Origin of the sequence: Paenibacillus sp. DRB1-1 (assembly GCF_052119485.1) — a bacterium.
GTDB classification, from domain to species: Bacteria; Bacillota; Bacilli; order Paenibacillales; family Paenibacillaceae; genus Paenibacillus; species Paenibacillus polymyxa_B.
Genome location: NZ_JBODQH010000001.1, coordinates 4503243 through 4527448, shown reverse-complemented (window position 1 = coordinate 4527448; position 24206 = coordinate 4503243). Strand labels below are relative to the sequence as shown.

Genomic DNA, 24206 nt, shown 5'->3' with positions numbered 1-24206 from the left:
CCGTCCTCTCTGTAAGGAAAGGCGAAATCCTTGTTTGCCATCTCTATTGCCTGTTCAGGCTTTTTTTTGTTCTTACAGAGCTGTTTGCAGCCCATTCTCCAGTACGCGGACCAATTGGCCCTCACTTTCATTAATGCCTGCCTTCGTCAGCTTCACGCGGCATACCTTGCCAACCAGATCCTCAGTACCTTCAAACGCCAGTTGAATATAATTGTCACTATATCCATGAAGTATGCCGCTATCTTCGGTCCCTTTCGGGGCAACTTCCGGAATGACCTCCAGCACCTGACCTACAAACTTCTCAGCATACGCCAGTTGCATTTGCTCTGACAGTTGTATCAGCTCATGCACTCGTGCATTTTTCACGTCCTCATCCACCTGATCCTCCATACGCGCCGCAGGAGTTCCACTGCGCTTGGAGTACGGGAACACGTGCATTTCCGAAAAACCGATTTTTTTCATCAGCTCATAGCCATTGCGGAACATTTCATCCGTCTCCCCAGGGAAGCCGACAATCACATCCGTTGTAATCGCTACATCTGGCATTGCTTTGCGAATCATAAGCATTTTGTTATAAAACTCTTCTGTGGTGTACTTGCGACGCATCCGTTTCAACACGGTGTCGTCCCCCGCCTGAAGCGGTATATGAAAATGACGAACCAGCTTGGTGGAACGGTTCAGTACATCAAGCATTTTTTCATCAATCTGGCTGGCTTCAATCGAACTGATACGGATACGCTCCAGCCCTTCCACCTTCTCCAGATCCCACAACAGATCAGATAGGTCATAATTATCCATGTCGTCACCATAACCGCCAGTGTGGATGCCTGTGAGTACAATTTCCTTGTAGCCTGCGTGAACCAGTTGACGCGCCTGTGCAATAATACTCGCAGCATCACGACTACGGGATAGACCCCGCGACCACGGAATGATGCAGAAGGTACAGAAGTTATTGCAACCATCCTGAATTTTCAAAAAGGCCCGAGTATGATTAGCAAAATCAGGTACATCCATTTCCTCAAATACACGCGTCTTCATAATATTGCGCACGGCGTTCACCGGTTGACGCGTTTCTTGAATTTCCTGTACGAACGGAATGATTTTGTCCCGATCCTGAGTCCCGATAACGAGATCAACGCCAGGAATATCCATAATTTCGGCAGGAGAAGTTTGGGCGTAGCAGCCCGTCACTGCCACAATGGCATCTGGATTCCGTCGAATCGCGCGGCGAATAATCTGACGACTCTTTTTATCACCAGTATTCGTAACGGTACATGTATTAATAAGATAGACATCAGCAGTCTGCTCATCAAAGTCCACCTGTTCATAACCTTCATTTTTAAACAGCTGCCAGATCGCTTCTGTATCATAAAAGTTTACCTTACAGCCCAATGTGTAAAATGCCACTGACGGCATATTAAACCCCTCCCATTTCTCCTGTCTCATATAAAATGCATGCCAATGCAGCCATTCCTGCGGTCTCAGCACGCAAAATACGTCTTCCCAGTCCTGTAGACTGGGCCCCAGCCTGCTCGGCCTCCAGGCTTTCCGCTTCAGTAAAGCCGCCTTCCGGGCCTACCACCAGCAGAACACGCGGCATGTCCGTCGACGCCCATTGTCCTGCCAAAGGCTGGATTACATCCCGTAACTGTTTACCCTGCTCTTTTTCATAACAATAACATATCAAATCATACCCAGCAAAAGAAGCCAGAAGTTCTTTCCACGTCATGGGCGCGCTAATTTCTGGAATCCGGTTACGGTGGCTTTGTTCAGCCGCTTCCTTCACAATCTTGCGCCAACGCTCCAGTCGCTTGCCTTCTTTTTTGGCATCATACTGCACGACCGTACGCTCGGACAAAAACGGTACAAAACCGGTTGCTCCGATTTCTGTACATTTTTGCATCACCGTCTCCATCTTGTCTCCTTTAGGAAGACTCTGAGCGATGGTGACCTGCACATGCGGTTCAGAGGTCATCTTCAGCGGCTCAATAATCGTCGCCGTAACATGATCCTGCTCAATCGTATCCAATGCAGCCAGCGCTTCCCTAGATACCCCGTCACTAACTATAATTTTGTCACCACTACGGCCCCGCATGACTTTAGCGATATGTCGCGCGTCCTCACCCGCAACAATCACGTGATCTTCTAGAAATTGCTCTGCCGGAATAAAATAACGCTGCATTCTCTCTCACACCTATTCCTGGATTTTGCAAAATTCAATTCCAGTCGCTCCAAAGTGCAATATCTAGACGAACTAGACCATTTCGATCTATATCTTGTTCATTGGAAGTCGCTTATTGGATTTTTGCAAAATCCTCATTCTAAAAATAACTATTATCCACTAACGTTCCGTACAAAATCCGAATAAATCACCAAGCAACATCATATCATCTTTTGCGCCTGTATGACCAGTCTGTTCCCTCTTCCATTCAGGTTATACCTACCTATTCTCGTAAAAAAAGGAGCCCTTAGGCTCCGAATAATCCAGTGATATAAAAAGAGAACTGCAAAAACTGTATATAAATCATCTGGGCCAGCGTGTAAAGAGGTTCAATCGTTACAGCTCGAACCTGCGGAATGACCAGTATAAGTAGAAAAATAAAGATCGACCACTGTTCAAACTGCTGGAGTTTGCGGCGTACAGGAGTGGGAGCCACATCTTCCACAATCCGGTATCCATCCAGTGGAGGCAGTGGGATCAAATTAAAGATAAACAAAAACAGATTTAAATTGATCAGGGCATTGATAAACAAATAGATTGCTTGAGCCACCCGTTGGTTCTCCATCCCCGGCAATACTTGAAAATGAAGGAGCACGGCATAGATCAAAGTAGTAACAAATGCAAGCAACAGATTGCTGAGCGGACCCGCAGCCGATACGATAATGCCCATGAGGCGCGGACGGCTAAAATTGTCACGATTAACCGGAACTGGCTTGGCCCAGCCAAAGCCTCCGATCAACAGCAGCAGCGTACCCAGCAGGTCAATATGCACTGCCGGGTTTAAAGTCACGCGCCCAAGTAGCTTGGCTGTAGGGTCGCCAAATTTATTGGCATAATACGCATGTGCAAACTCATGAACCGTGAACGATATGATCACAGCCAGTAAATAAAATGGAAGAACATTTAAATTTACACGAAAAATATTTTGTAAAAAATCCATACTTACCTCTTTCTCGCCACAAACGCCAGCCAATCTTCATCCCGGCTTATTTCGGCAATCTCAAAGCCAGCTGCCTTCAATGCAGTTTCGACAACTTCTTCTTTGTTCTTCCAAATCCCTGAAGCAATATAAATACCACCTGGTTCCAGGGCTTTATATACATCATCAATGAACAGCAAAATAATCTCTGCCAATATATTAGCTACCACCAGCTTGACCGGTAACTGGATACCCAGCGTTGGATCGCTTGCATTAAGCACGGATAGCAAATCACTTTCTTTAATGGTAATGCGTTCCTCCAGTCCGTTCAGACGCGTATTTTCCCGCGCACTGGATACTGCCACCGGGTCCAGATCCAAGGCAAGTACATGCTTCGCTCCCAGCTTTACAGCTCCAATGGCCAAAATACCGGAACCCGTGCCGACATCAATGACTTCTTCCCCGCCCTTAATTACAGATTCCAGCGTTCTCAGACAAAGGGATGTCGTAGGATGCGTTCCGGTCCCAAAGGCCATACCAGGGTCCAGCTCAATGATTTTTTCCTCTTCACTCGCAGGCTCATAGTCCTCCCAAGTGGGTTTAATCGTCAGACGATCCGACACACGCAAAGGCTTGAAATATTGCTTCCAAGCATTTGCCCAGTCATCCTCATCAACTGTTTTCAGTTCATACTGAACCTCACCAGGATCAATATCGAAAGTTCTCAATTCTTCGACGCGCGGCTCAATCTGCGAACGAATACTACCCATGTCCACTTCTTCGGCAAAATAGCCTTTGATGATCGCTTGTCCTTCAGGTATGTCGTTCAAAGGCCGATCATACCACTGTCCATAGGACGTATCCCGTGGCTTGTTGAGCGAACCGGATTCTTCAATGGAAACCCCTCCTGCACCTGCTTCGTGCAGAAAATTCGAAATCATTTCGATGGCTTCTTCGGTTGTATGTATTGTAATTTCATTCCACAACATGGTTTTCATTTCCTCCTCATTTCACATGCATACATTACATTGTACTATATACATGCACAGGAGTTCAAAAAAGCTAATATTATCGGAGTTCAAAATATTTTTTGTAGAGCTTGTATATGTTGTCCACTCTTTTAGTCCAAGCACCCTTAACTCTAGTACATACAATACAATATACTAGAAAAGGAGTGATTTAGTATGGCAAAGACGGTGTTAGATTATAATGCCAGTGTGATTACACCTATCACTAATGGTATAAATCTTCCTGTTCCGATTTCTCCAGCCGGACTTGGAATTGCTACGACGTCTGTATTTATTGATCCTGCTATTCCTGGAGCTGTCAACAACCGAGTAGAGTTAAAAGCCTCGATTGGACTACGTTTTGTCGGTGCCGGCAATATTAGAGTGCTTGTACGGATTTGGAGAGCCGGCAAGGAAATTTATTATGGACTGGAATCCAATGTCTTCGATAACAATATTATTCTTAATGTCGAAACGGTAGACGTTGCGCCTCTGGGCGTACAAAACTACCAACTGATTATTGAAAATCAAACGCCTGCGACTACTGCTTTCGTCGCCGGTCCTCTTGTTTTTAGTGCAACAGCATACAGCGGATAATGAATAGAAAGAAGAAAGAACACAAATAAGACGGGCTATCCCACAAATCATCCTTATTAATGGAGATAACCCGTCTTATTAAATTCTACTCATTGTCGATTATGATACGCTGCTGACGACGGTCAGCTACTTCGCTACGCCGGATCGCTTCTAGATCCTCAGCATCTGCCTGATCTGACGAGAACTCTACATCTTCATTTTTAGCAGATTGCATGCGTTTGATTTTCTCCGTTTTGGTCAGCACTTTATCAAACCGTTTGTTTTTGGACATCGGTCACTACTCCTTCCAAACTTTTCACAGCATTCCACCCGCTTGTTCCACGATGGACATCGCCTGATGATGAATGGATTCATCCACCACAGCAGTCAACAAAATATCACGGCCCGTCGGTCCGCCCTGTCCTCCATCACTCATGCCACTGGCGGACGGATCAGCTGCAGCCAGTATTGCTGGAGTTGCATCTGTAAAGTCCACGCCCTGTGTCAGTGAGGACAAGCTGCTAATCTGTCCTGAAAATACAGGCAATCCGGCGTTGCCAGTAGACTGCCGCGGATACCGGCTAAATCGGTCTATCGACACATCGGCTACCCGGAGAGCTTCCAGTTTTCTAGCGGCTCCCTGTGCTTCCTCAGGACTTTTGAAATACGCCAAAATATTTTTTTCGCCCATCTCAAAATCTCCCTGTGTAGTATTGAGCGCAACTGCTCTTCAAGAGCATAGAGCGTTACGCTTTGTTATATCCTGCTCATTGGCACGATTTTATATTCCCTACGAAGCTAGACGGATCAGGCGGTATCGAGAACATCAGGCCAAGACTGTGAACCATAGTTTGTGAAGAATATAACTTTTACGGGTGTAAAGTAGCAGCCGGAGCTTCACCAGACTTGGCCACTCCTGTCTCCCATGCAGCACGAATGACAGCATCCCGTACCTTTTGAACCACCTTCGGATTAAAAACATTCGGTATGATATAAGTTTCACTTAGCTCCTCAGGACAGATGGCATCAGCGATGGCAAGTCCGGCAGCCAGTTTCATTTCCTCATTAATCGTCGTAGCATGGCAATCTAGAGCACCCCGGAAAATTCCCGGGAAGCACAGCACATTGTTAATCTGATTTGGAAAATCGGAGCGGCCGGTAGCAAGCACACGTACATGAGGTGCGGCTACAGCCGGATCAATTTCCGGCTTCGGATTCGCCATGGCGAACACAATAGGATCAGTTGCCATGCTCTGTATATCCTCCACAGTCAGTATATTCGGGCCTGACACACCGATGAACACATCAGCTCCCACAATCACATCGGATAAACTTCCACTTAAATTGTGCGGATTAGTCATGTTCGCATACTCTGTCCAATGCGGGTTACTGTACTCCACGTCACGATGAATAGCTCCCTGTCGATCAACGCCAATCAGATTGCGCACACCTGCCTTAAGCAGCATACGGGAGCAGGCCATACCCGCCGCACCGATCCCTGCAAATACAACTTTGACATCCTCCATTTTTTTGCCACATACCTTTAATGCATTGACCAGACCCGCTAATACAACGACTGCCGTACCATGCTGATCATCATGAAATACTGGAATGTCCAGTTCCTGCTTCAACCGTCTCTCGATTTCAAAACAGCGTGGCGAAGATATATCTTCCAAATTAATACCTCCAAAGGCAGGAGCAATCATTTTGACAATTTGAACAATTTCATCAGCGTCCTTCGTGTTGAGACAGATTGGGAAGGCGTCGACACCTGCAAATTGTTTGAACAACACTGCTTTACCCTCCATCACAGGCATAGCGGCCTCCGGGCCGATATCTCCTAATCCAAGTACCGCGGTTCCGTCTGATACGACTGCTACTGTATTCTTTTTGATCGTTAATTGATACGCTTTGGCTGGGTCATTGGCGATTTCCATACAGATTTCAGCTACACCCGGCGTATAAACTTTGGACAGCCCCTCCATCGTTTCAATTGGCTTCTTTGGTAAGGTCTCCATTTTTCCACCTGCGTGTAATTCTCTAATTTCATCTATTAAACTGCTCATATTTTTCTCCGTCCTTTCAGTGTCTCTATTTGGATATGAATCTCAGTCCTGTGTATAAAACTCATCAGCTCCATAATTGGAGTAACAAAGTTGCTAAAATGACCGTGCCTGCCCCTCCAATACGTGTTGCAATTTGCGCAAAAGGCATCAGCTCCATCCGATTGGACGCAGACAGAATGGCTACATCTCCCGTGCCCCCTAATCCACCGCGACAGCTAGTCACCAAAGCAGCCTCTACGGGATACATGTGAATCCATTTTCCTGTAAAGTATCCGGTAACAATCAATGCAACTACAACAGATGCGCAGGTGATGGCATAAGGAACCGTTAAAATCCCAACTACACTATCCAAAGGTACATACAAAATACCCAATCCCACCATCAAGGGCCACGTCAGACTTGCCGTTATACATTTGTACAAGTGAAAAGCTCCCTGCTCCAATGTGTTCGGCATGATCTGAATACACTTAATTAATGCCGCCGCCAGAATCATGAGGATCGGACCTGGAATATGGAGATACGGCTCCAGCAACTTACCCACAATAAAGAAAGTGCAAGCTAACAGCAGACCTCCTCCCATCAATGGAAAAGAAATCGATTGCTCCAAACTTGCTGGAGCTAACTTATCCGCATCTTTCTCTAGCTTTAATAACCTTCCGTTACCTGAAGTTTTTGGATTTTTCTCTGCTAATCTCTTCAGAACACCCGCACCTATGATTGCAACAATGTTCCCGATAATTGCAGCCGGGATAAACTGAGATACGAATACTGCGGAATCCTTGCCCAGCACCAATCCATACGAAATGGACAACGGTAAAATGCCTTCCCCAATCCCACCGGAGATAATCGGAATGATGATGAAAAAAAATGTATGATAGGCGCTATAGCCAAAAGCCATCCCCACCACCATCCCCACGGCAACAGCTGCAATAGATCCTATAATAATGGGGGCAAAAATTTTGACAATTCCATTCATCAGCATTTTCCGATCCATGCCAAGAATACTTCCCGTTACTAGACATGCGATGTAGAAGTAAAGAAAATTCGAGGTTTTCATAAGCGTGTGTACAGCACCCATCGCAGATGGACTGAACATATTCCAAAATACCATTAACGATGGAACCATTAGAGATAAAATGGCCGGTCCGCCAATATGCTTAAGCAACGGAAGCTTGGCCCCTAGATCACTGAGCAGTATACCTAAAATCATGATGACGGCAAACCCGCCTAACAGATCGTTCGGAAGTCTTTCAGTAATTGCAGCTGCATAAACAATCAGCGCGATCACGGCATAGAGTGGAAGAGGAATAACTCCTACCTTTACCCTACCCAGTATTCTGATGCCATCTACAAAATTTTTACTCCATCTTTGCCCCTTTTGAATGACAGGCTGATTCGTAGCATTTTCCATAAATCTCCCTCCATAAAGTGAAGAATGATGACCATGTTTCCATTCTACACCTTGGAAAACGCTTTATTTGGTTTTAAAACTAATCATTCACTTTTGTAATTAAAGTAATCAGAAAGAAGATTTAAATAAAACTATTCATGATGCCTTCTGCCTGTGGCAATATCCGGTATTGGTAAACAGGACGCCCTATCGTACCGTATATGGTTTCCATGGAAAGAGCCTCAATCTCTGTCATAAAAGCCAGGTACTTGCGCATAGACACCCTGGATATTCCTGCACTCTCCGCGATATCCTCGGTGGAAAATAGCACCTTATTATGCCGCTGGATACAATTCCATATCATAGACAGCGTGGATTTAGTTATACCTTTGGGCAACCGTGCCAAGTCTTTAGTCAAGCTTTTATGATAAATCAGTCGGTCCAGCTCCTCCTGAGAAAGTAGGCTACGCTCACGCACGATGCTAATGTGCTCTCTGTACCCCGTGAGGGCCTCCAAAAAACGGTTAAAGTGGAACGGCTTAATCAAGTAATCCACCGCGCCGAAGTTCATCGCTTTTTTGACACTGTTCATGTCACTTGCAGCCGAGATGACAATGATATCTATATTTGCGCCTGTCTCCCGTATGAATGACAGTAACTCGAGGCCATTGCTTTCCTGCATATACACATCTAGCAATATCAAATCAATGGCTTGTTCAGCTATATACTTCTTAGCCTCTTCCACAGAAGAAGCCCAACCCCCACATCGAAAACCTTCCACCTGCTCCATATATTTGCGGTTAAATTCCGCAACCATCGGATCATCTTCTACAATCAGGACATTAATCATGTTCATCATTCCCCGCTATAATGTATGGAATCGTAATCTGAAAACAGCACCCTTGCTCGGCTGGGATCAACTTTATACTTCCCTGTAATCTTTTCACGCTTTGCGCCACCAGATAAAGGCCCATCCCTCGTGACTCTCCCTTGGTCGAAAAACCTTTTTCAAATATAGCCTTCACAAGCCCTTCCGGTATACCCGGACCATTATCGCACATGATACAGGTCAGATAGCCGTTCTTCTGGCTTTCCTCATAATAAAGTGAAAGGGTAATCCGCTTGTGCTCCAAAGATTCCATCGCCTCCACCGCATTATCAAACAGATTGCCAAGAATAGTAATCAGTTCATGCGTCGTCTGAGTTTGACTGGATTCGGGCAAGTAACTACCTGGAGTTAGTTCAAAATTCACCCCTACTTCTCTGGCCCGGCTTAATTTCCCCAACACAAACCCTGCCATAACTGGGTCCCTGATCTGCCGGGTGATAGAGCCAATCTCCACTTGATGATGCTCGACGGCATCCATAATGTAATGCTCCAGTTTATCGTACATTCGCAAGTGTACCATCCCCATAATGACATGCAGCTTGTTCATAAACTCATGAGCCTGCGCACGTAGTGCTTCCGTGTACAGGGACACTCCTGTCAAACGTTCCGCAAGCTGGTTCATCTCCGTTTTATCTCGAAAGGTTACAATTGCTCCCACAATTTCCCCTTTGACCCGTATAGGAACACTAGTGGTCAGCAAGGTTATTCCACCCATCTCCATTTCCTCATCCATCTGTGGAGTACTTGCTTCCAAGACGTCTTGCAATCGAAAAGCGGATAAATAAACGGTAATCTCCTGTCCGGAGAATGAGAAATCTTCAATCCCCGCTTGCCTAAGCAGACGTATCGCTTCTGCATTCATCAGCATGACGCGACCGAATTCATCTACCGCAATAACTCCTTCCTTGATGGATTGCAACATAGCGCTGCGTTCCTCTAGCAAGCGTGCGATTTCCGCCGGCTCCAGTCCGGCTAGCATATTTTTGATTTTACGAGCCAGTACAACCGCACCTCCAGTGCCAATTAACATTCCAGTGCCAATGGCGATAGCAATAAGACGGTTGTTGCCTTCCTGAGCCATCTGTACATCTTGCATGGATATACCAACAACAATCGCCCCTACCTGTTTCCCCGTTAAACTGAACACGGGGGAAAAGGCTCGCATGGACAGGCCCAATGTTCCCTTCGCAACGGACACACTCTCATGGCCATGAAGTGCAGTATACTCGTCTCCGCCGACAAAGGCTTTGCCGATCATCTTAGCATCCGGGTGCGTTTTACGAATTCCCTTCATATCCATAGCCACGATAAACTGGATGTGATTTGCTGCTGAAACCCTCTTCACATACTCCTGCATGGAAGGAGACGAACCCGTCCCTTGCAATTGCTCGACAATAAGCGGCGTATGAGCGAGTGTACGCGCGATGGACATTGCCTTTTCTTCCAGTCCCTTCTCAGTTTCATGCTCCACTCTCTCAGCAAATAACAGGGTTACAGGCAGAAGCACAAGTGCCATAACTAGACATACTAGCAGTGTAATTAGGCCTCTGAGCTTTAATAGCGGTTTACCCCGACGTAGCTTGAGCTGTACATTTCCGATGGAGCTCACCCCTTTCTACTTGATATTAAGCCTCAATAGTTCAACATGCCTATACAAAAATGGTTATGTATGTGTTTACGTGAATATAAAAAAAGGAACTATCCCGCAATTGCGGAATAGTTTCCTTTGATTCATGGTTGAAGCTCCGCGATTCCTAATTGGGCTTAGTCGCCTCGGAAGGCGCGCTTCACACGGTCAAAAAAAGACTGCTCATTCTCATGTGTCTGCTCTCCGCTAAGCGAAGAGAACTGACGCAGCAAATCCTTTTGTTCCTCACTCAGCTTGCTAGGCGTTACCACAACGACCTTAATATGCTGGTCACCCTGACCTACGCCACGCAGTTTTGGCACACCTTTTCCTTTAAGACGGAAGTAAGTACCTGTTTGCGTACCTGCTGGAACTTTCAGCTTCACTTTCTCGGTCAACGTCGGGATCTCGACTTCATCTCCCAATGCTGCCTGTGAGAACGTCAGCGGAATTTCACAGTAGATATCGTCTCCCTCACGCTCAAAGAAGTCGTGCGATTTCACACGGAACACGACGTACAAGTCACCTGCCGGTCCTCCGTTGACACCGCCTTCGCCTTCACCGTTAATACGCATTTGTGCGCCGTCATCCACACCCGCTGGAATGCGGATATGAATTTTACGTTGCTTGCGTACCCGACCCGAACCGCTACAAGTCGTACATTTTTCTTTAATGATTTTACCGGAACCGCCGCAATTGGAGCAGGCGCGTCGATTAACCATACGACCAAACGGTGTATTCTGCACCACTTCTTCCTGTCCGCTGCCGTGGCAGACGGAGCAGGTTTGTGGTTGAGTACCCGCTTTGGCTCCCGTACCGTGACACGTATCACATGTTTCCGTACGTTCAATATGAATGTCGGTTTCTTTACCGAACACCGCTTCCTTAAATTCAATCGTCATCGTATATTGAAGATCGTTCCCACGCTGCGGTGCATTCGGATCACGTCGACCGTTGCCGCCGCCACCAAAGAACATATCAAAAATATCGCCAAACCCGCCACCGAAGTCGGCGCCACCACCGAAGCCGCCTCCCATGCCCTGGTTCGGGTCTACATGACCATATTGATCGTATCTTGCCCGCTTCTGACCATCGCTGAGAACATCGTAAGCTTCTTTCACTTCTTTAAATTTAGTTTCCGCGTCCGCAGCCTTGTTCACGTCCGGATGATACTGACGCGCAAGCTTACGGTAAGCCTTTTTGACTTCTTCATCCGAAGCGCCCTTCGCGACGCCCAGCACCTCATAATAATCACGCTTATCAGCCAATGTTCCACCCCCATGCCTACAACGTGTCTGCACTACATATAAAAGGAAAGCCAAAGGCACGGGATGACCCGGCTTTGACCTTCCCATCATTTCAAGGCAGTACAACCCGTAATATGCTTATTTATCTTGGAAATAACTGTTACCCTTCGGCTAATTGTTATTTATCAAGGCAGCTACGCTGCAATTACTAATCAGTATATCATAACGCATCGGTATACCGTAAAGCTACCACTACCCGATCCGTAGCTTAGTCTTTCTTCTGGTCTTCGTCAACAACTTCATAGTCCGCGTCAACCACATTGTCGCGACCTTTGCTGTCTGCTGCGCCATCTTGAGCTTGTTGAGCCTGTGCTTCTTGAGCAGCTTGCTCATATAGCTTCACAGACAATTGCTGAACGATTTCAGTCAGTTCTTCAGTAGCTTTTTTGATGTCTTCCAGGTTGTCGGTTTCCAGCGTTTTTTGCAGATTTTCTTTAGCTGCATTTGCTTTTTCGACTTCGCCTGCATCCGCTTTTTCGCCCAGATCTTTAATCGTTTTGTCTACAGAGTAGATCAGTTGATCCGCAGCATTTTTCGCTTCTACCAAATCTTTGCGTTTTTTATCTTCTTCCGCATGCAACTCGGCATCCTTCATCATACGTTCTACTTCCTCGTCGCTCAAGCCGCTGGAAGATGTAATCGTAATTTTTTGGCTTTTGCCTGTGCCTTTATCTGTAGCGGATACGTTCACGATACCGTTCGCATCCAGATCAAAGGTAACTTCAATTTGTGGTACACCACGTGGTGCTGGAGGGATATCTCCCAATTGGAAACGACCCAGTGTTTTGTTGCCTGCTGCCATTTCACGTTCACCTTGCAACACGTGAATTTCTACGCTAGGCTGATTGTCGGCATATGTCGAGAATACCTGCGATTTGCTCGTAGGGATCGTCGTGTTACGATCAATCATTTTAGTAAACACGCCACCTGCGGTTTCAATACCGAGGGACAGTGGAGTTACGTCAAGGAGAACGACGTCTTTCACATCACCAGTCAGTACACCCGCTTGAACTGCCGCGCCCAAAGCTACCACTTCATCAGGGTTTACGCCTTTGTGTGGCTCTTTACCTGTCAGCTTTTTGATTGCTTCTTGTACAGCCGGAATACGTGTGGAACCGCCGACCAGAACGATTTTGTCGATGTCGCTGGCACTCATGCCTGCATCTTTCATTGCTTGACGAGTAGGTCCCAATGTACGTTCTACCAGACCTTCAGACAATTCTTCAAATTTCGCACGAGTCAGGTTCAACTCCAAATGCTGTGGAACGCCATCAGCTACTGTGATAAACGGCAAAGAAATCGTCGTTGTCAGTACGCCGGACAGTTCTTTTTTCGCTTTTTCCGCTGCATCTTTCAGACGTTGTACAGCAGCTTTATCTTTGCTCAGGTCGATGCCTTGATCTTTTTTGAACTCATTTACGAGGTAATCAATAATCACTTGGTCAAAGTCATCGCCACCCAGCTTGTTATCGCCGCTTGTTGCTTTAACTTCGAAGAAACCGTCGCCCAGTTCCAGAATGGATACGTCGAATGTACCGCCACCCAAGTCATACACGAGGATCGTTTGGTCTTCGGATTTTTCCATACCGTATGCCAATGCAGCTGCTGTTGGCTCGTTGACAATCCGCAGAACTTCCAGGCCAGCAATTTTACCTGCATCCTTGGTTGCTTGACGTTGACCGTCATTGAAGTAAGCTGGAACAGTAATAACAGCTTGAGTAACCGTTTGTCCCAGGTAAGCTTCAGCATCGGATTTCAGCTTTTGCAAAATCATAGCGGAAATTTCCTGTGCGGAATATTCCTTGCCGTCAATGCTTTCTTTATGGTTTGTACCCATGTGACGTTTGATGGACATAATTGTACGATCCGGGTTCGTAATTGCTTGGCGTTTTGCTGTTTCCCCTACAGTACGTTCTCCATCTTTTTTGAAACCAACAACGGAAGGGGTTGTGCGTGCGCCTTCCGGATTTGGAATAACGACCGCTTCGCCGCCCTCCATAACAGCCACACAAGAGTTGGTTGTACCTAAGTCAATACCGATTACTTTGCTCATCGGACAATTCCTCCTTCTGCATATACGAGGCCCGCAGGCCAGAATGGTTGAATCAAAATGATGTATTTCTAATGTATATTGAAAAAGCTACATGCTCACTTTTACCATCGCTGGACGAAGCACCTTGTCCTTCAGCATGTATCCTTTTTGTACCTCTTCAACGACGATGCCTTCCTCATGCTCTTCGCTCTCCACCTGCATAATAGCCTGATGGAAATCCGGATTAAACGGTTGTCCCACCGAATTCATGGCCGTTACACCCTCTGACTGAAGCACACTCTCAAACTGGCGGAAAATCATTTCCACGCCTTTGCTGAATGACTCAGACTCCGCTCCTTGCGGTGCTGTTGCCAGCGCACGCTCGAAGTTATCCAAAACAGGCACCAACTCGGTAACCAGCTTCATAGATGCATATTTGGCAAGGTCTTCTTTTTCTTTCAGCGTACGACGGCGAAAATTATCAAAATCCGCCTGAGCGCGTAAAAACCGCTGTTGATGCTCTTCCGCCTGTGCGCGAAGCTTAGTCAGCTCTGTTTCGCTTTCTTGGTCTTCCAGTGCTGCCGCTTCATTAACCGGCTCTTCCTGCTGGCTCGTTTCGGCGGCTTCCTCTGTGCTTACATTTTGTTGTTTTTCTTCTTGGAACGCTTGTTCTTCCTTCAAAATGTTTCACCTCCTTCAAGTCATAACTGCCTTTACAAAAACACGCAACAATGCACCCGCGCAGGATACAAACCGTATCCCGGCGCGGAACATGTAGTACCGCAACCTATGCGGTCTTGTTCTATTTAAACCGTTGCGTTAGCATTGCGGTCAAATCCTTAGACAGGATACCCAAAATATTAATAACTCTCGCATATTCCATCCGTGTCGGACCCAGTATGCCTATAGTGCCCAACGCTTCTCCGTCTACTGCATACGTAGCAGTAATCAGGCTGCAATTGGCAAACGCCTCATGATCATTTTCAGTGCCGATGCGGACTTGAATTTCAGGTGCCCCGGCAACAGGTGTCATTAGTTTAAGCAGCGTTGGTGTTTCCTCCAGCAGATCGAGAATATGTTTAACCTTTTCTACATCTTTAAATTCAGGTTGATTGAGCATGTTCGTCGCACCGCTCAAATACAAGCGCTGATCCGATTCATTATCCAGTGCTTTATCCAGCACCTTCATAGCGTCCTCAAAATGAGACACATGCTTCTCCATCTCCTGACCAAGTGCGGTGTAAAGGCGTGATTTAAGCTGATAAATCGGCACACCGACCAGCTTGCTGTTCAGTAAATTCACAACCTTCTCCATCTCGGAAATCGAAATTCCCGGTGGAATATCTACCGTTTTATTCTCCACCTGACCGGTATTGGTCACGATAATCGCTACAGCCGTCGTTTCGTTGAGCGGCAGCAGCTGAAAATGACGCAATGAAGTATGAAAAACCTCCGGCCCAAGCAGGATGGAAGTATAATTGGTCATATGGGACAAAATGCCTGACGCATGCTGGATCACTTGCTCCATTACATTCAGCTTTTCGGCGTAAAAGGCTTTCAGTTCCCGCATTTCCATAGGCTTCAGTGTATTCAGTGGCCCCAGATGGTCCACATAATAACGATAGCCTTTATGAGACGGGATGCGTCCCGCAGAAGTATGGGGTTGCTCCAGATAGCCCTGTTCTTCCAAATCCGACATTTCATTACGGATCGTGGCCGGGCTGAATCCGACATCCTGCCTTTTGGATATGCTGCGGGAACCCACTGGCTCAGCCGAACGAATGTAGTCATCAATAATCGCATTCAGAATGAGTCTCTGACGTTCGGTTAACAAGCGAATCCCCCCTTGTTGTTTATCCATAATAGCATGATTGTTAAATGGAATCATTAGCACTCGTTCGCGATGAGTGCTAACCGATAATACAAAAATACCAAACCGACCTGATCATTGTCAAGTCAGATCAGTATTTTCAATAAACAAGATTTATTACAACAGTTTAGTTTACTGCAGCAAATGCAAACCGTTTACACTTTTTTACGGAAAATCTCATTATTCATCGTATGAATACCGTATTTATGTATAGAGATTCAAAAACAGAAAATTCGTTCGAGACTATATCTTTATACCGTTACATCTTTTTAGTCCTTGAGGAGGAATTAAATTTGAGAACTAATCGCCGCAACCTTTTATACGCATCGATCGCACTTTTACCTACAATTTGTATGTTTCAGATTTTAATCAAGTTGTTTCCGTATACAGGACTAGGAACAATAGCTGCTTTGCCATTAGTTTTCATCCTCAATGCAGCCCTTATTATTTCAGTCATCCATTTAATTCGCAAATTAAGCCCCCTGTGTTGTACCTTAATCTTGGTTCCTACAATACTCTTAAGCATGTGGAATACCATTTTATTTTACCCTCAAGAATTCAATCCAAGTATTCCCAAGCAAATAAAATACAGTATATCGGCTATACAACATTACGATGATTTAACACTAGGCGATTGGGAAGGATATACATATAGTCCAAGCAGAACCGGTGAGTCTGAAAGATATGTTGTAGCCTTGTATAAATATAAACACCGAGTTCCATTAGACGGCACTGCATACTTTTATAATGATACTGATTATCATAAGGACCATCCCATAAGAAGCCTGAATGGATTACCTTCCGAACTGGAGCCTCATCATCAATTCATTTGGTGGTTGCTCCAATCATATGAGAAATGAATCAGGATTAAACAATGTAGGGTGTATAGCATACGCACGATTATGGCCTGATGAAAAAAGAACTGACCTCATTATTGACAGGTCAGTTCAGTACTTTCAACACTGCGATTTCATCACAATTGTTTTGTTTACTACAGTGAATGCAGTCGGTCCATACCTTTTCAGGGAAAATCTCTTTACTTACTACATCAAAACCGTTTTTTATAAAAAAGGAGACCTCGTAGGTCAATGCCATAATTTTAGGAATACGTTGCCGCCGTGCTTCTATAATAAGGCCCTCCACGAGCTTGGAGCCAATACCCATTCCTTTATGTCCCTCAGAGATGCCAAGGGAGCGAATCTCTACCAGATCAGCGCCCAATTTGCATAAAGAACCACAACCAACAACTTCGCCGTCCACCTCTGCAACAATAAATAGCTCCAGTTGGCGCGTAAGCACTTCCCTCGAACGTGGCAGCATAATCCCCCGCTCTGCATAGCCGCTAATCATTTGATATAAAGGCTCCACATCCTCAGGAACCGCACTTCTGCACAATACATCTTTACACACTGAAGCCATCTTGCTCTCCTCCTGCCGCTTGCCGCATATAATGAATAAATATACAACATAACGCATAGAATCGCAATACTCCATTTACCCTGCTGTGACAGAATGGTGTTATAAAATGATTGTCCCAGATTACGAAGTTGAAACGTGCTGTATTGAAGCTTACGACTTATGAATTTACCGTGATTGAACCGATGAACTCTGCAAATACATCATTTCCGAATAAAATGCCGCGTTCACTCAAACGATAACCGTCCTCAATTGATTCGATTAACCCCGCATTGAGCATTTTTCCGAGAGGAGCAGTAAACGTATCCTCCAACGCCTGACCGAATTGAGCTTCAAAACGGGACTTGGAAACGCCCTCCAGCATTCTCAAACCGACCATAAGAAAATCCTCCATGGCTTCCGCCGCCGGCACCTCAAAGCTATCCAGACGTGGTAAACCATTACGACTAGCCTCCACATAAGGATTAATGCCCTTAATGTTCATATGACGCTCTCTGCCAACATATCCATGTGCCCCAGCGCCGAGACCGTAATAGTCCTCATTTCGCCAATAGGTCATGTTGTGCTTGCTCCCCAAGCCTGGTTTTGCGAAATTACTAATCTCATACTGCTCATACCCCGCTTCTTTCATGCGACGCATGAGGAGTAAATACATTTCCAGTTCGTCATCCTCATGTGGAAGTGGCAGCTGATTTTTCTGGTACAGCGTATGGAAGAGTGTATTTTCTTCAACCTTCAAGCTGTAGATAGAGTAATGAGGAAGCTCCAGCTCTAGCGCTCTACTGACGCTTTCATGCAGCATCTCCACCGTTTGGTTCGGCAAACCGAACATCAGGTCAATCGACAGGTTGTCCAAGCCAACCTTACGGGCGTTTTCCAAACTGCGATATACGTCATCTGTACTGTGAATACGACCTATGCCTGTGAGTAGCTCATTCTGAAAAGCCTGTACACCAAAGCTGAGTCGATTGACGCCGCCTTCTTTCATTACAGAGAGTTTTTCAAAATCAGTGGTACCCGGATTGGCTTCCATGGAAAACTCAATATCTTCCGCCCAATTTGGGAAATAGGTTCGGACGCTCTTCAGGAAATATTCCATTTCTTTCGGGTTTAGGGTAGTTGGTGTTCCGCCCCCAACAAAAATGGTTTTAATCTCTCCTGGCGGGTGAAGCTCGACTGTATGTTCCATCTCCCGTTCCAGTGCATACAGATATTCCATAACAGGTTGATCCTTGAGCACATAAGAGTTGAAATCACAGTAAAAGCATTTATTCGTGCAAAAAGGTATATGCAGGTAAACCGCTTGAGGCGCGGATGAATGTTCATGTTTTTGTATGGATGCGGTCATACCGATCCTCCTTGTCAATTCAGGTTGTAGTGATTGAAAAAAATGGCGAAGAGGGGGGAGAACGCTCCGTGGATGGATCATTCTTCCGATCGCTGTTACCCCCGGATTTTTTCTTTGAAAACTTAATAGGGTAAAATCCGGGGATAAAGGCGAACGCTAACGCTTCTTCAGAACGATTCCATCCACTCCGCTGCTGCCCACCACCATCGTTCATTTTTTGTGATGTAGGTGTTGCAGTAAGAGTAAAGCATCTTTAGAAATACGCTAAAGATGCTGTTGTTATACTATTTTTGCAACTGAGATAACAAACACTCCATCTCTGGATAGCTTGCTCAAATAAATAACGTCCATTCTCCATGCACGGCAAATGCCCCATGAAAGAATGGACGAATACCGCTTGGAATCAAGCGGATTGTAATACCTTGAGGTACTCACAGAGTGATTGTACCTAAGCTACTACAGAATCATGCTGTTGTTGCTTATGTGTATTCAATCTATACATACATTTGTGATGTACCGAATTCAATACGATACTGCTGATTCAAGCAGCTTTACTCATCTATTTTCAGTACCGCCATAAATGCTTCCTGTGGTACTTCTACGTTACCGACCTGCTTCATACGCTTCTTGCCCTCTTTTTGCTTTTCAAGCAGCTTCCGTTTACGGGAAATATCGCCGCCGTAGCATTTGGCCAAGACGTTTTTACGCATCGCCTTAACGGTTTCACGCGCCACGACCTTTGTTCCCACGGATGCCTGGATCGGCACCTCGAACATTTGACGCGGGATTAGCTCGCGAAGCTTCTCACAGATAATACGTCCGCGATGATAAGCCCGATCTCTATGCACGATGAACGACAGCGCATCGACCTGCTCGCCATTCAACAAAATATCCATTTTCACCAGATTGGACTGGCGATAGCCTGAAATTTCATAATCAAAGGAAGCATAGCCTTTGGTACTTGATTTAAGTTGATCGAAGAAATCATATACGATTTCAGACAGCGGAATTTGATACGTAATGGTTACCCGTGTCGTATCCAGGTATTCCATATTTACGTACTCACCACGCTTAGTTTGACAAAGCTCCATCACTGTACCTACGTAATCATTAGGGACGATAATGCCTGCTTTAACATAAGGCTCTTCCACATGTTCAATCCGTCCGATTTCCGGATAATTCGATGGGTTGTCGATCTGGATCGTTTCCCCATTCGTCAACTTAATACGGTAAATAACGCTTGGTGCCGTTGTAATTAGTGGAATGTTAAATTCACGTTCAATCCGTTCCTGAATAACGTCCATATGAAGCAGACCAAGGAATCCACAACGGAAGCCAAAACCCAACGCGCTTGATGTTTCTGGCTCAAAGCTGAGCGAAGCATCGTTCAGTTGTAGCTTTTCAAGCGCCTCACGCAGATCGTTATACTCGGATGTTTCGATTGGATACAGACCGCAATATACCATCGGATTAATTTTCCGATAGCCTGGCATCGGTTCTAATGTTGGATTTTTTGCATCTGTCACCGTATCCCCGACACGCGTATCACCCACATGCTTGATACCAGCAACGATAAAACCAACATCACCGATGTTCAGCTCGTCCACGATGCTCATACGTGGCATGAAGGCTCCTACCTCGATAACCTCAAACGTTTTATCGGTCGCCATCATTTTAATTTTGGAGCCTGCCTTGATGCTACCATCTACGACGCGGACATACACAATAACGCCTTTATATGGGTCATAATGCGAATCGAAAATAAGCGCCTTCAGCGGATTATTCGGATTCCCTTGCGGAGCAGGTACGCTTCTGACCACCTGTTCCAAAATCTCCTTGATACCGATTCCAGCTTTGGCCGATGCGTGGACAGTCTCGCTCGTATCCAAGCCGATAACATCCTCGATTTCCTGCTTCACCCGTTCAGGATCAGCACTTGGCAAATCAATTTTGTTAAGCACTGGCAGAATTTCCAGATTGTTGTCCAACGCCAAATATACGTTAGCCAACGTCTGTGCTTCAATACCCTGTGCCGCGTCTACAACTAGCAAGGCCCCTTCACAGGCTGCCAAGCTTCGGGAAACCTCATACGTAAAATCGACGTGTCCCGGTGTATCAATCAGATTCAAAATGTACTCTTCGCCGTCATCGGCCTTATAAGTGAGTCGCACTGCCTGGAGCTTGATTGTAATCCCGCGCTCCCGTTCCAGATCCATCTGATCAAGCACTTGCTCCTGCATTTCACGGGATGTGAGTGCACCGGTGTATTCCAAAATCCGGTCAGCCAGCGTGGATTTACCGTGGTCTATATGTGCAATGATACTAAAGTTCCGAATTTTACGTTGTCTTGCCAATATGTCAGTCATGCCTTACCCCCACACAATGCCTAGTGTCAATCAGCTTATTATAGCAGTTGTATAGGGGGTCAGCAATATTTCTATTCTGTCACTCCGTCAAAAACAGACACAACCCATCGAATCCCCTGTCTTGACAGGTTTTGCAGCAGCCCAGCCGTTTTGTCCGCCATGGTATCCACCGAGGCTTGTTGTCCCTTGACGGCTAGCAGTTCACGAGGCGTCTCCAGGTCCTGAGTATTGACATGCTGCGCAGTCGTCGAATACCACCTGGACGCCCCGAGTTCCGTCTGCTCCTCATTTTCTTCACTTCCACTAGCTTCATTTATACCCGCTCCCGGTTTCGGATCAACCTTAACATTTCCACTTGTGCTATACGTACCGGTATATGCACGAGCGTTAGCTGCGGGTGTATCCTCAATAACCGTCTGTTCATATCCGACTTTCTGTTGATTTACCGATTGAATCGTATCCCCGTTCCATTCCGGTCCATACACTGAACGCAGGCCAGATCCTGCCAGTTGCATACCGAGTAGAATGCCTGCCCCCATGAGCATTACAAATCCAAGTGCTTTCTTACGAAAATGTCCAGACATTACCTTTCCCCCTTACCGCTACCTCATTTAATTGCCACTGTTGCTCTTTTTTGTATCCGATACGTTAGTGCCCGCTTTCTGAGCTTTCTGATCTTCCCAATACACTTCACCGATCATGTCCGCCAAAACGTCTGAGGTGCGTTTCAACTCCTCCTCGGTGTTGTCAATACCCCCGATTTCAATTAAGATGCTATGCGATGATAAGCTTTGATTGTATTCACCGTTGTTGCCTTTGCCACCATCTTTCCCCCATACACCACGTGATACGCCATGATACGATTTTTCCAGCTTTTCATGAATACGAGCAGCAAAAGCTTCATTTTCGCGCCAATTTTTGTTGTCATGCCCGATAATAAAATACACCTTCGCATAAGAAAGTCCATTAATGGTTGCTGTTGTTTTTCCGTGACGTTGAGAATCTCGATGAATATCAAGCAGATAAGTTAAACCTTTATTTCCAGCCAAAGCTTCCTTAACTGTTTCGCGTGAATATTTATAGGAATAGTTCCAGTTATAATTTTGAACTGTAGTGGCATAATCCTTGTTTACATGCAGTGTGGATATCCCTTGTTTTTCCAGCCTCTTCTTTACGAAGTCTCCTACCCTTGACACATTGGCTGATTTAGAACCTGAATTGGGGTTGGGGCTGGTTTTGCTGAGCAGTGGGTTATATGCTTCTCTGGGATGAGAATGGTAGATTAATATACGCTTGTCCCCTTTGGCCGTATCACCTGGATGATCCTCACGTGCCGGATCTGTTTGCGGTGTTGTCGGAATATCCGGCGTAGTAGTCGGTGGGTTCTCAGATGCATCTGAGCCACCAGGGGCATCCGTCGTTCCCTGATCGGGCTGATAATCCGTAGGACCCTCTACCTTTGTGTTCCCCGAACCCTTGCGCAGCAAGACAGGCGCTCCCGCAGACATGCCAGGAATCTCACGAGAAATGAGACTTTTGGGATCCTGCGGATTAATTCCTGTAAGCATCTGAAAAACAAAAGGCGACCATTGTTCACCCGACAACGAAGATTGCTGCTTCTTTTGTGCCAAATGAGGTACTTCCATGCCTAGCATATCCGCAAAAAAACCGCTAGACACCGAACCTGCCAATCCTTTCATCGAAGAAACAGGAGATGTTTGTAGACGATTTTCTGCCAATCCCCCTAGCCCCAAAACGACAAATAAAAGCGCCGAGCCCATGATCAGCAGCACAAGCGTATGTCCCATCGCCAAAATTTCGATACCTTTTCTTCTCCATCTTCCGACGTTCCAGGTCTGAATTTTTTTCATGTGAGCCTTGTCCTCCTTCGTCCCGTCGAAACCCGCTTTATATTCGGAACATAGGGTTCCTATCTGCTGCGGAAATCTCTTATACTTCAACTCTATGAACGGAGAACAATTGCTAGAACACAAAAAATCTCTACCACAGGTATTTCACCTCCCTTTTTGAAAGAGATTAGATTCCTGTTAAATAGAGACTTTTGGTATGAAATACGATTTTACCAACCCTTGATTAATGCGTATAGGCGGCGACATTGCCAGGATCAACAGCTTCGTGCAAAGCAGCGTTCAATCCAGTAGCAATGATGTTCGCGATATCTTCAATAAATTCATCGATCTCTTTAGGAGTCACAATCAGATCATGCCCCAGCGGTTGCAGTACCTCTCTCACCAGCCCAAGTCTCTCAGGTTCTGAAATATCGTCCAACATCCCCAGGATTGCTTTTGTAGAAGCCTTTTCTTTGGTAAAATGTGTTTTCATCAGTTCGATTACGTTATTGACAATGGTAGAAGCGTAGCATACCGTCGGAACGCCGATAGCGATACACGGAACACCCATAATATCCTTGGTGATACCGCGCCGCTTGTTGCCAATACCTGAACCTGGATGTATCCCGATATCAGCCACCTGAATGGTCGTATTGACGCGCTCCAGTGAACGTGACGCCAGAGCGTCAATGGCAATAATCAGTTCTGGCTTTGTGCGATCCACGATGCCTTGAACGATTTCACTGGACTCGATCCCCGTAATACCCAGGACGCCCGGTGCAATTGCGCTCACATCTCGATAGCCCGGGTTGATTTGATCAGGTGTCAGTTCAAAAAATTGACGAGTCACCATCAAATTTTCAACGACAAGCGGACCCAGCGAATCGGGAGTGACGTTCCAGTTGCCCAGACCTACCACCAGTACCTTTGCCGTATTAGAGATCCCTATTTTTTGTATAAAATGCTCCATTTCTTTTGCAAATGCAATAGCTACACGTTGCTGGAGCCCCGTGTCGCCTTCACGCAAGCCGGGTACTTCCAACGTGACGTAATGCCCTTGTACCCGCCCAATACGGTTGGCTCCTTCTTCATTCAGTACGTCCAGCCGTGTGATTTTGATTCCGTTATCTTCCTCCACGTTCTCACTTATGCCCGACAGAGGTACAGGCTGATCCCGTTCTGCCAGTTCTCTTGCCTCTAATGCCAAATCCGTGCGTACCGCATACTTCTGCAAATCCAGATCCATCTTTTAAGCCTCCTTGGATACCATCTTTGACTATAGTGTGCGAGACACCCAACAGGTTTATGCACATCCATTTTCA

General features: G+C 46.0%; 22 protein-coding genes. 2 read left to right on the top strand and 20 right to left on the bottom strand.

The genetic code is table 11. The features are described from left to right. Positions 1-72: 72 nt before the first annotated feature. From mtaB to prmA, 4 genes are all read right to left on the bottom strand, one after another. Positions 73-1416 carry a tRNA (N(6)-L-threonylcarbamoyladenosine(37)-C(2))-methylthiotransferase MtaB gene (mtaB, locus tag ACQW03_RS20365; protein ID WP_053325795.1) on the bottom strand — a complete coding sequence of 448 codons (1344 nt, stop codon included), beginning with the start codon at positions 1414-1416 and terminating at the stop codon, positions 73-75. Between the two features lies 1 nt (position 1417). Further along, complete coding sequence (locus ACQW03_RS20360) at positions 1418-2182, bottom strand: 16S rRNA (uracil(1498)-N(3))-methyltransferase (RefSeq protein WP_103049600.1); 765 nt, start codon at positions 2180-2182, stop codon at positions 1418-1420. A 286-nt stretch (positions 2183-2468) separates the two neighbouring features. After that, positions 2469-3161 carry a site-2 protease family protein gene (locus ACQW03_RS20355; protein ID WP_023989504.1) on the bottom strand — a complete coding sequence of 231 codons (693 nt, stop codon included), beginning with the start codon at positions 3159-3161 and terminating at the stop codon, positions 2469-2471. A gap of 2 nt (positions 3162-3163) precedes the next feature. Continuing rightward, complete coding sequence (gene prmA / locus ACQW03_RS20350) at positions 3164-4129, bottom strand: 50S ribosomal protein L11 methyltransferase (protein WP_441951460.1); 966 nt, start codon at positions 4127-4129, stop codon at positions 3164-3166. A 195-nt stretch (positions 4130-4324) separates the two neighbouring features. On the opposite strand from prmA, the gene ACQW03_RS20345 reads away from it, so the two are divergent. Further along, positions 4325-4744: a hypothetical protein gene (locus ACQW03_RS20345; protein WP_025723349.1), complete on the top strand. Its 420-nt coding sequence runs from the start codon at positions 4325-4327 to the stop codon at positions 4742-4744. 85 nt (positions 4745-4829) lie between these two features. On the opposite strand, the gene ACQW03_RS20340 is transcribed toward ACQW03_RS20345, so the two are convergent. The 10 genes from ACQW03_RS20340 to hrcA form a co-directional block, all read right to left on the bottom strand. Continuing rightward, a complete protein-coding gene (locus tag ACQW03_RS20340; RefSeq protein ID WP_071641848.1) occupies positions 4830-5015 on the bottom strand; it encodes a YfhD family protein in 186 nt (61 codons plus the stop codon). 24 nt (positions 5016-5039) lie between these two features. Next, positions 5040-5414 carry a hypothetical protein gene (locus ACQW03_RS20335; protein ID WP_013311164.1) on the bottom strand — a complete coding sequence of 125 codons (375 nt, stop codon included), beginning with the start codon at positions 5412-5414 and terminating at the stop codon, positions 5040-5042. A 178-nt stretch (positions 5415-5592) separates the two neighbouring features. Next, positions 5593-6789, bottom strand: a complete 1197-nt coding sequence (locus tag ACQW03_RS20330; RefSeq protein WP_025723348.1) for an NAD(P)-dependent malic enzyme — start codon at positions 6787-6789, stop codon at positions 5593-5595. Positions 6790-6853: 64 nt separating this feature from the next. Continuing rightward, positions 6854-8200 (bottom strand): 2-hydroxycarboxylate transporter family protein, encoded by a 1347-nt coding sequence (locus ACQW03_RS20325; RefSeq protein ID WP_025723347.1) that lies wholly within the window; start codon positions 8198-8200, stop codon positions 6854-6856. A 121-nt stretch (positions 8201-8321) separates the two neighbouring features. Beyond that, positions 8322-9029 carry a two-component system response regulator DcuR gene (gene dcuR, locus ACQW03_RS20320; protein WP_220029897.1) on the bottom strand — a complete coding sequence of 236 codons (708 nt, stop codon included), beginning with the start codon at positions 9027-9029 and terminating at the stop codon, positions 8322-8324. Next, positions 9022-10677 carry a DcuS/MalK family sensor histidine kinase gene (gene dcuS, locus ACQW03_RS20315; RefSeq protein ID WP_220029898.1) on the bottom strand — a complete coding sequence of 552 codons (1656 nt, stop codon included), beginning with the start codon at positions 10675-10677 and terminating at the stop codon, positions 9022-9024. Before dcuS ends, dcuR begins: the two co-directional genes overlap by 8 nt. 155 nt (positions 10678-10832) lie before the next feature. Beyond that, on the bottom strand, positions 10833-11963 hold the full coding sequence (gene dnaJ / locus ACQW03_RS20310; protein ID WP_023989511.1) for a molecular chaperone DnaJ: 1131 nt from the start codon (positions 11961-11963) through the stop codon (positions 10833-10835). A gap of 247 nt (positions 11964-12210) precedes the next feature. Further along, positions 12211-14055 (bottom strand): molecular chaperone DnaK, encoded by a 1845-nt coding sequence (dnaK, locus tag ACQW03_RS20305; RefSeq protein WP_023989512.1) that lies wholly within the window; start codon positions 14053-14055, stop codon positions 12211-12213. An 87-nt stretch (positions 14056-14142) separates the two neighbouring features. Beyond that, positions 14143-14715 carry a nucleotide exchange factor GrpE gene (gene grpE / locus ACQW03_RS20300; protein WP_441951455.1) on the bottom strand — a complete coding sequence of 191 codons (573 nt, stop codon included), beginning with the start codon at positions 14713-14715 and terminating at the stop codon, positions 14143-14145. Positions 14716-14836: 121 nt separating this feature from the next. Next, positions 14837-15868 carry a heat-inducible transcriptional repressor HrcA gene (gene hrcA, locus ACQW03_RS20295; protein ID WP_071641859.1) on the bottom strand — a complete coding sequence of 344 codons (1032 nt, stop codon included), beginning with the start codon at positions 15866-15868 and terminating at the stop codon, positions 14837-14839. 329 nt (positions 15869-16197) lie between these two features. On the opposite strand from hrcA, the gene ACQW03_RS20290 reads away from it, so the two are divergent. Beyond that, positions 16198-16764, top strand: a complete 567-nt coding sequence (locus ACQW03_RS20290; protein ID WP_441951452.1) for a hypothetical protein — start codon at positions 16198-16200, stop codon at positions 16762-16764. Positions 16765-16846: 82 nt separating this feature from the next. Here the strand turns inward: ACQW03_RS20290 and ACQW03_RS20285 are convergent, their stop codons facing one another. The 6 genes from ACQW03_RS20285 to gpr all read right to left on the bottom strand — a co-directional run bounded on the left by ACQW03_RS20285 (position 16847) and on the right by gpr (position 24130). Continuing rightward, entirely contained in the window at positions 16847-17323 is a 477-nt protein-coding gene (locus ACQW03_RS20285) for an N-acetyltransferase (RefSeq protein WP_013311174.1), read from the bottom strand. 157 nt (positions 17324-17480) lie between these two features. Next, positions 17481-18668 carry a radical SAM family heme chaperone HemW gene (hemW, locus tag ACQW03_RS20280; protein ID WP_441951450.1) on the bottom strand — a complete coding sequence of 396 codons (1188 nt, stop codon included), beginning with the start codon at positions 18666-18668 and terminating at the stop codon, positions 17481-17483. A 551-nt stretch (positions 18669-19219) separates the two neighbouring features. Next, on the bottom strand, positions 19220-21034 hold the full coding sequence (lepA, locus tag ACQW03_RS20275; RefSeq protein WP_025723342.1) for a translation elongation factor 4: 1815 nt from the start codon (positions 21032-21034) through the stop codon (positions 19220-19222). A gap of 71 nt (positions 21035-21105) precedes the next feature. Then, on the bottom strand, positions 21106-21618 hold the full coding sequence (locus tag ACQW03_RS20270; RefSeq protein ID WP_220029900.1) for a hypothetical protein: 513 nt from the start codon (positions 21616-21618) through the stop codon (positions 21106-21108). A 27-nt stretch (positions 21619-21645) separates the two neighbouring features. Further along, the gene (locus ACQW03_RS20265; RefSeq protein ID WP_104497085.1) at positions 21646-22905 is read right to left on the bottom strand and encodes a stage II sporulation protein P; all 1260 of its coding nucleotides are present in this window, start codon (positions 22903-22905) and stop codon (positions 21646-21648) included. Between the two features lie 223 nt (positions 22906-23128). After that, the gene (gene gpr, locus ACQW03_RS20260) at positions 23129-24130 is read right to left on the bottom strand and encodes a GPR endopeptidase (protein ID WP_023989518.1); all 1002 of its coding nucleotides are present in this window, start codon (positions 24128-24130) and stop codon (positions 23129-23131) included. Positions 24131-24206 lie beyond the last annotated feature (76 nt).

Coding starts and splice junctions, on each gene's coding strand:
- mtaB (WP_053325795.1), bottom strand. CDS start 1,416: ATGCCGTCAGTGGCATTTTACACATTGGGCTGTAAGGTAAACTTTTAT.
- ACQW03_RS20360 (WP_103049600.1), bottom strand. CDS start 2,182: ATGCAGCGTTATTTTATTCCGGCAGAGCAATTTCTAGAAGATCACGTG.
- ACQW03_RS20355 (WP_023989504.1), bottom strand. CDS start 3,161: ATGGATTTTTTACAAAATATTTTTCGTGTAAATTTAAATGTTCTTCCA.
- prmA (WP_441951460.1), bottom strand. CDS start 4,129: ATGTTGTGGAATGAAATTACAATACATACAACCGAAGAAGCCATCGAA.
- ACQW03_RS20345 (WP_025723349.1), top strand. CDS start 4,325: ATGGCAAAGACGGTGTTAGATTATAATGCCAGTGTGATTACACCTATC.
- ACQW03_RS20340 (WP_071641848.1), bottom strand. CDS start 5,015: ATGTCCAAAAACAAACGGTTTGATAAAGTGCTGACCAAAACGGAGAAA.
- ACQW03_RS20335 (WP_013311164.1), bottom strand. CDS start 5,414: ATGGGCGAAAAAAATATTTTGGCGTATTTCAAAAGTCCTGAGGAAGCA.
- ACQW03_RS20330 (WP_025723348.1), bottom strand. CDS start 6,789: ATGAGCAGTTTAATAGATGAAATTAGAGAATTACACGCAGGTGGAAAA.
- ACQW03_RS20325 (WP_025723347.1), bottom strand. CDS start 8,200: ATGGAAAATGCTACGAATCAGCCTGTCATTCAAAAGGGGCAAAGATGG.
- dcuR (WP_220029897.1), bottom strand. CDS start 9,029: ATGATTAATGTCCTGATTGTAGAAGATGATCCGATGGTTGCGGAATTT.
- dnaK (WP_023989512.1), bottom strand. CDS start 14,055: ATGAGCAAAGTAATCGGTATTGACTTAGGTACAACCAACTCTTGTGTG.
- ACQW03_RS20285 (WP_013311174.1), bottom strand. CDS start 17,323: ATGGCTTCAGTGTGTAAAGATGTATTGTGCAGAAGTGCGGTTCCTGAG.
- hemW (WP_441951450.1), bottom strand. CDS start 18,668: ATGACCGCATCCATACAAAAACATGAACATTCATCCGCGCCTCAAGCG.
- lepA (WP_025723342.1), bottom strand. CDS start 21,034: ATGACTGACATATTGGCAAGACAACGTAAAATTCGGAACTTTAGTATC.
- ACQW03_RS20270 (WP_220029900.1), bottom strand. CDS start 21,618: ATGTCTGGACATTTTCGTAAGAAAGCACTTGGATTTGTAATGCTCATG.
- ACQW03_RS20265 (WP_104497085.1), bottom strand. CDS start 22,905: ATGAAAAAAATTCAGACCTGGAACGTCGGAAGATGGAGAAGAAAAGGT.
- gpr (WP_023989518.1), bottom strand. CDS start 24,130: ATGGATCTGGATTTGCAGAAGTATGCGGTACGCACGGATTTGGCATTA.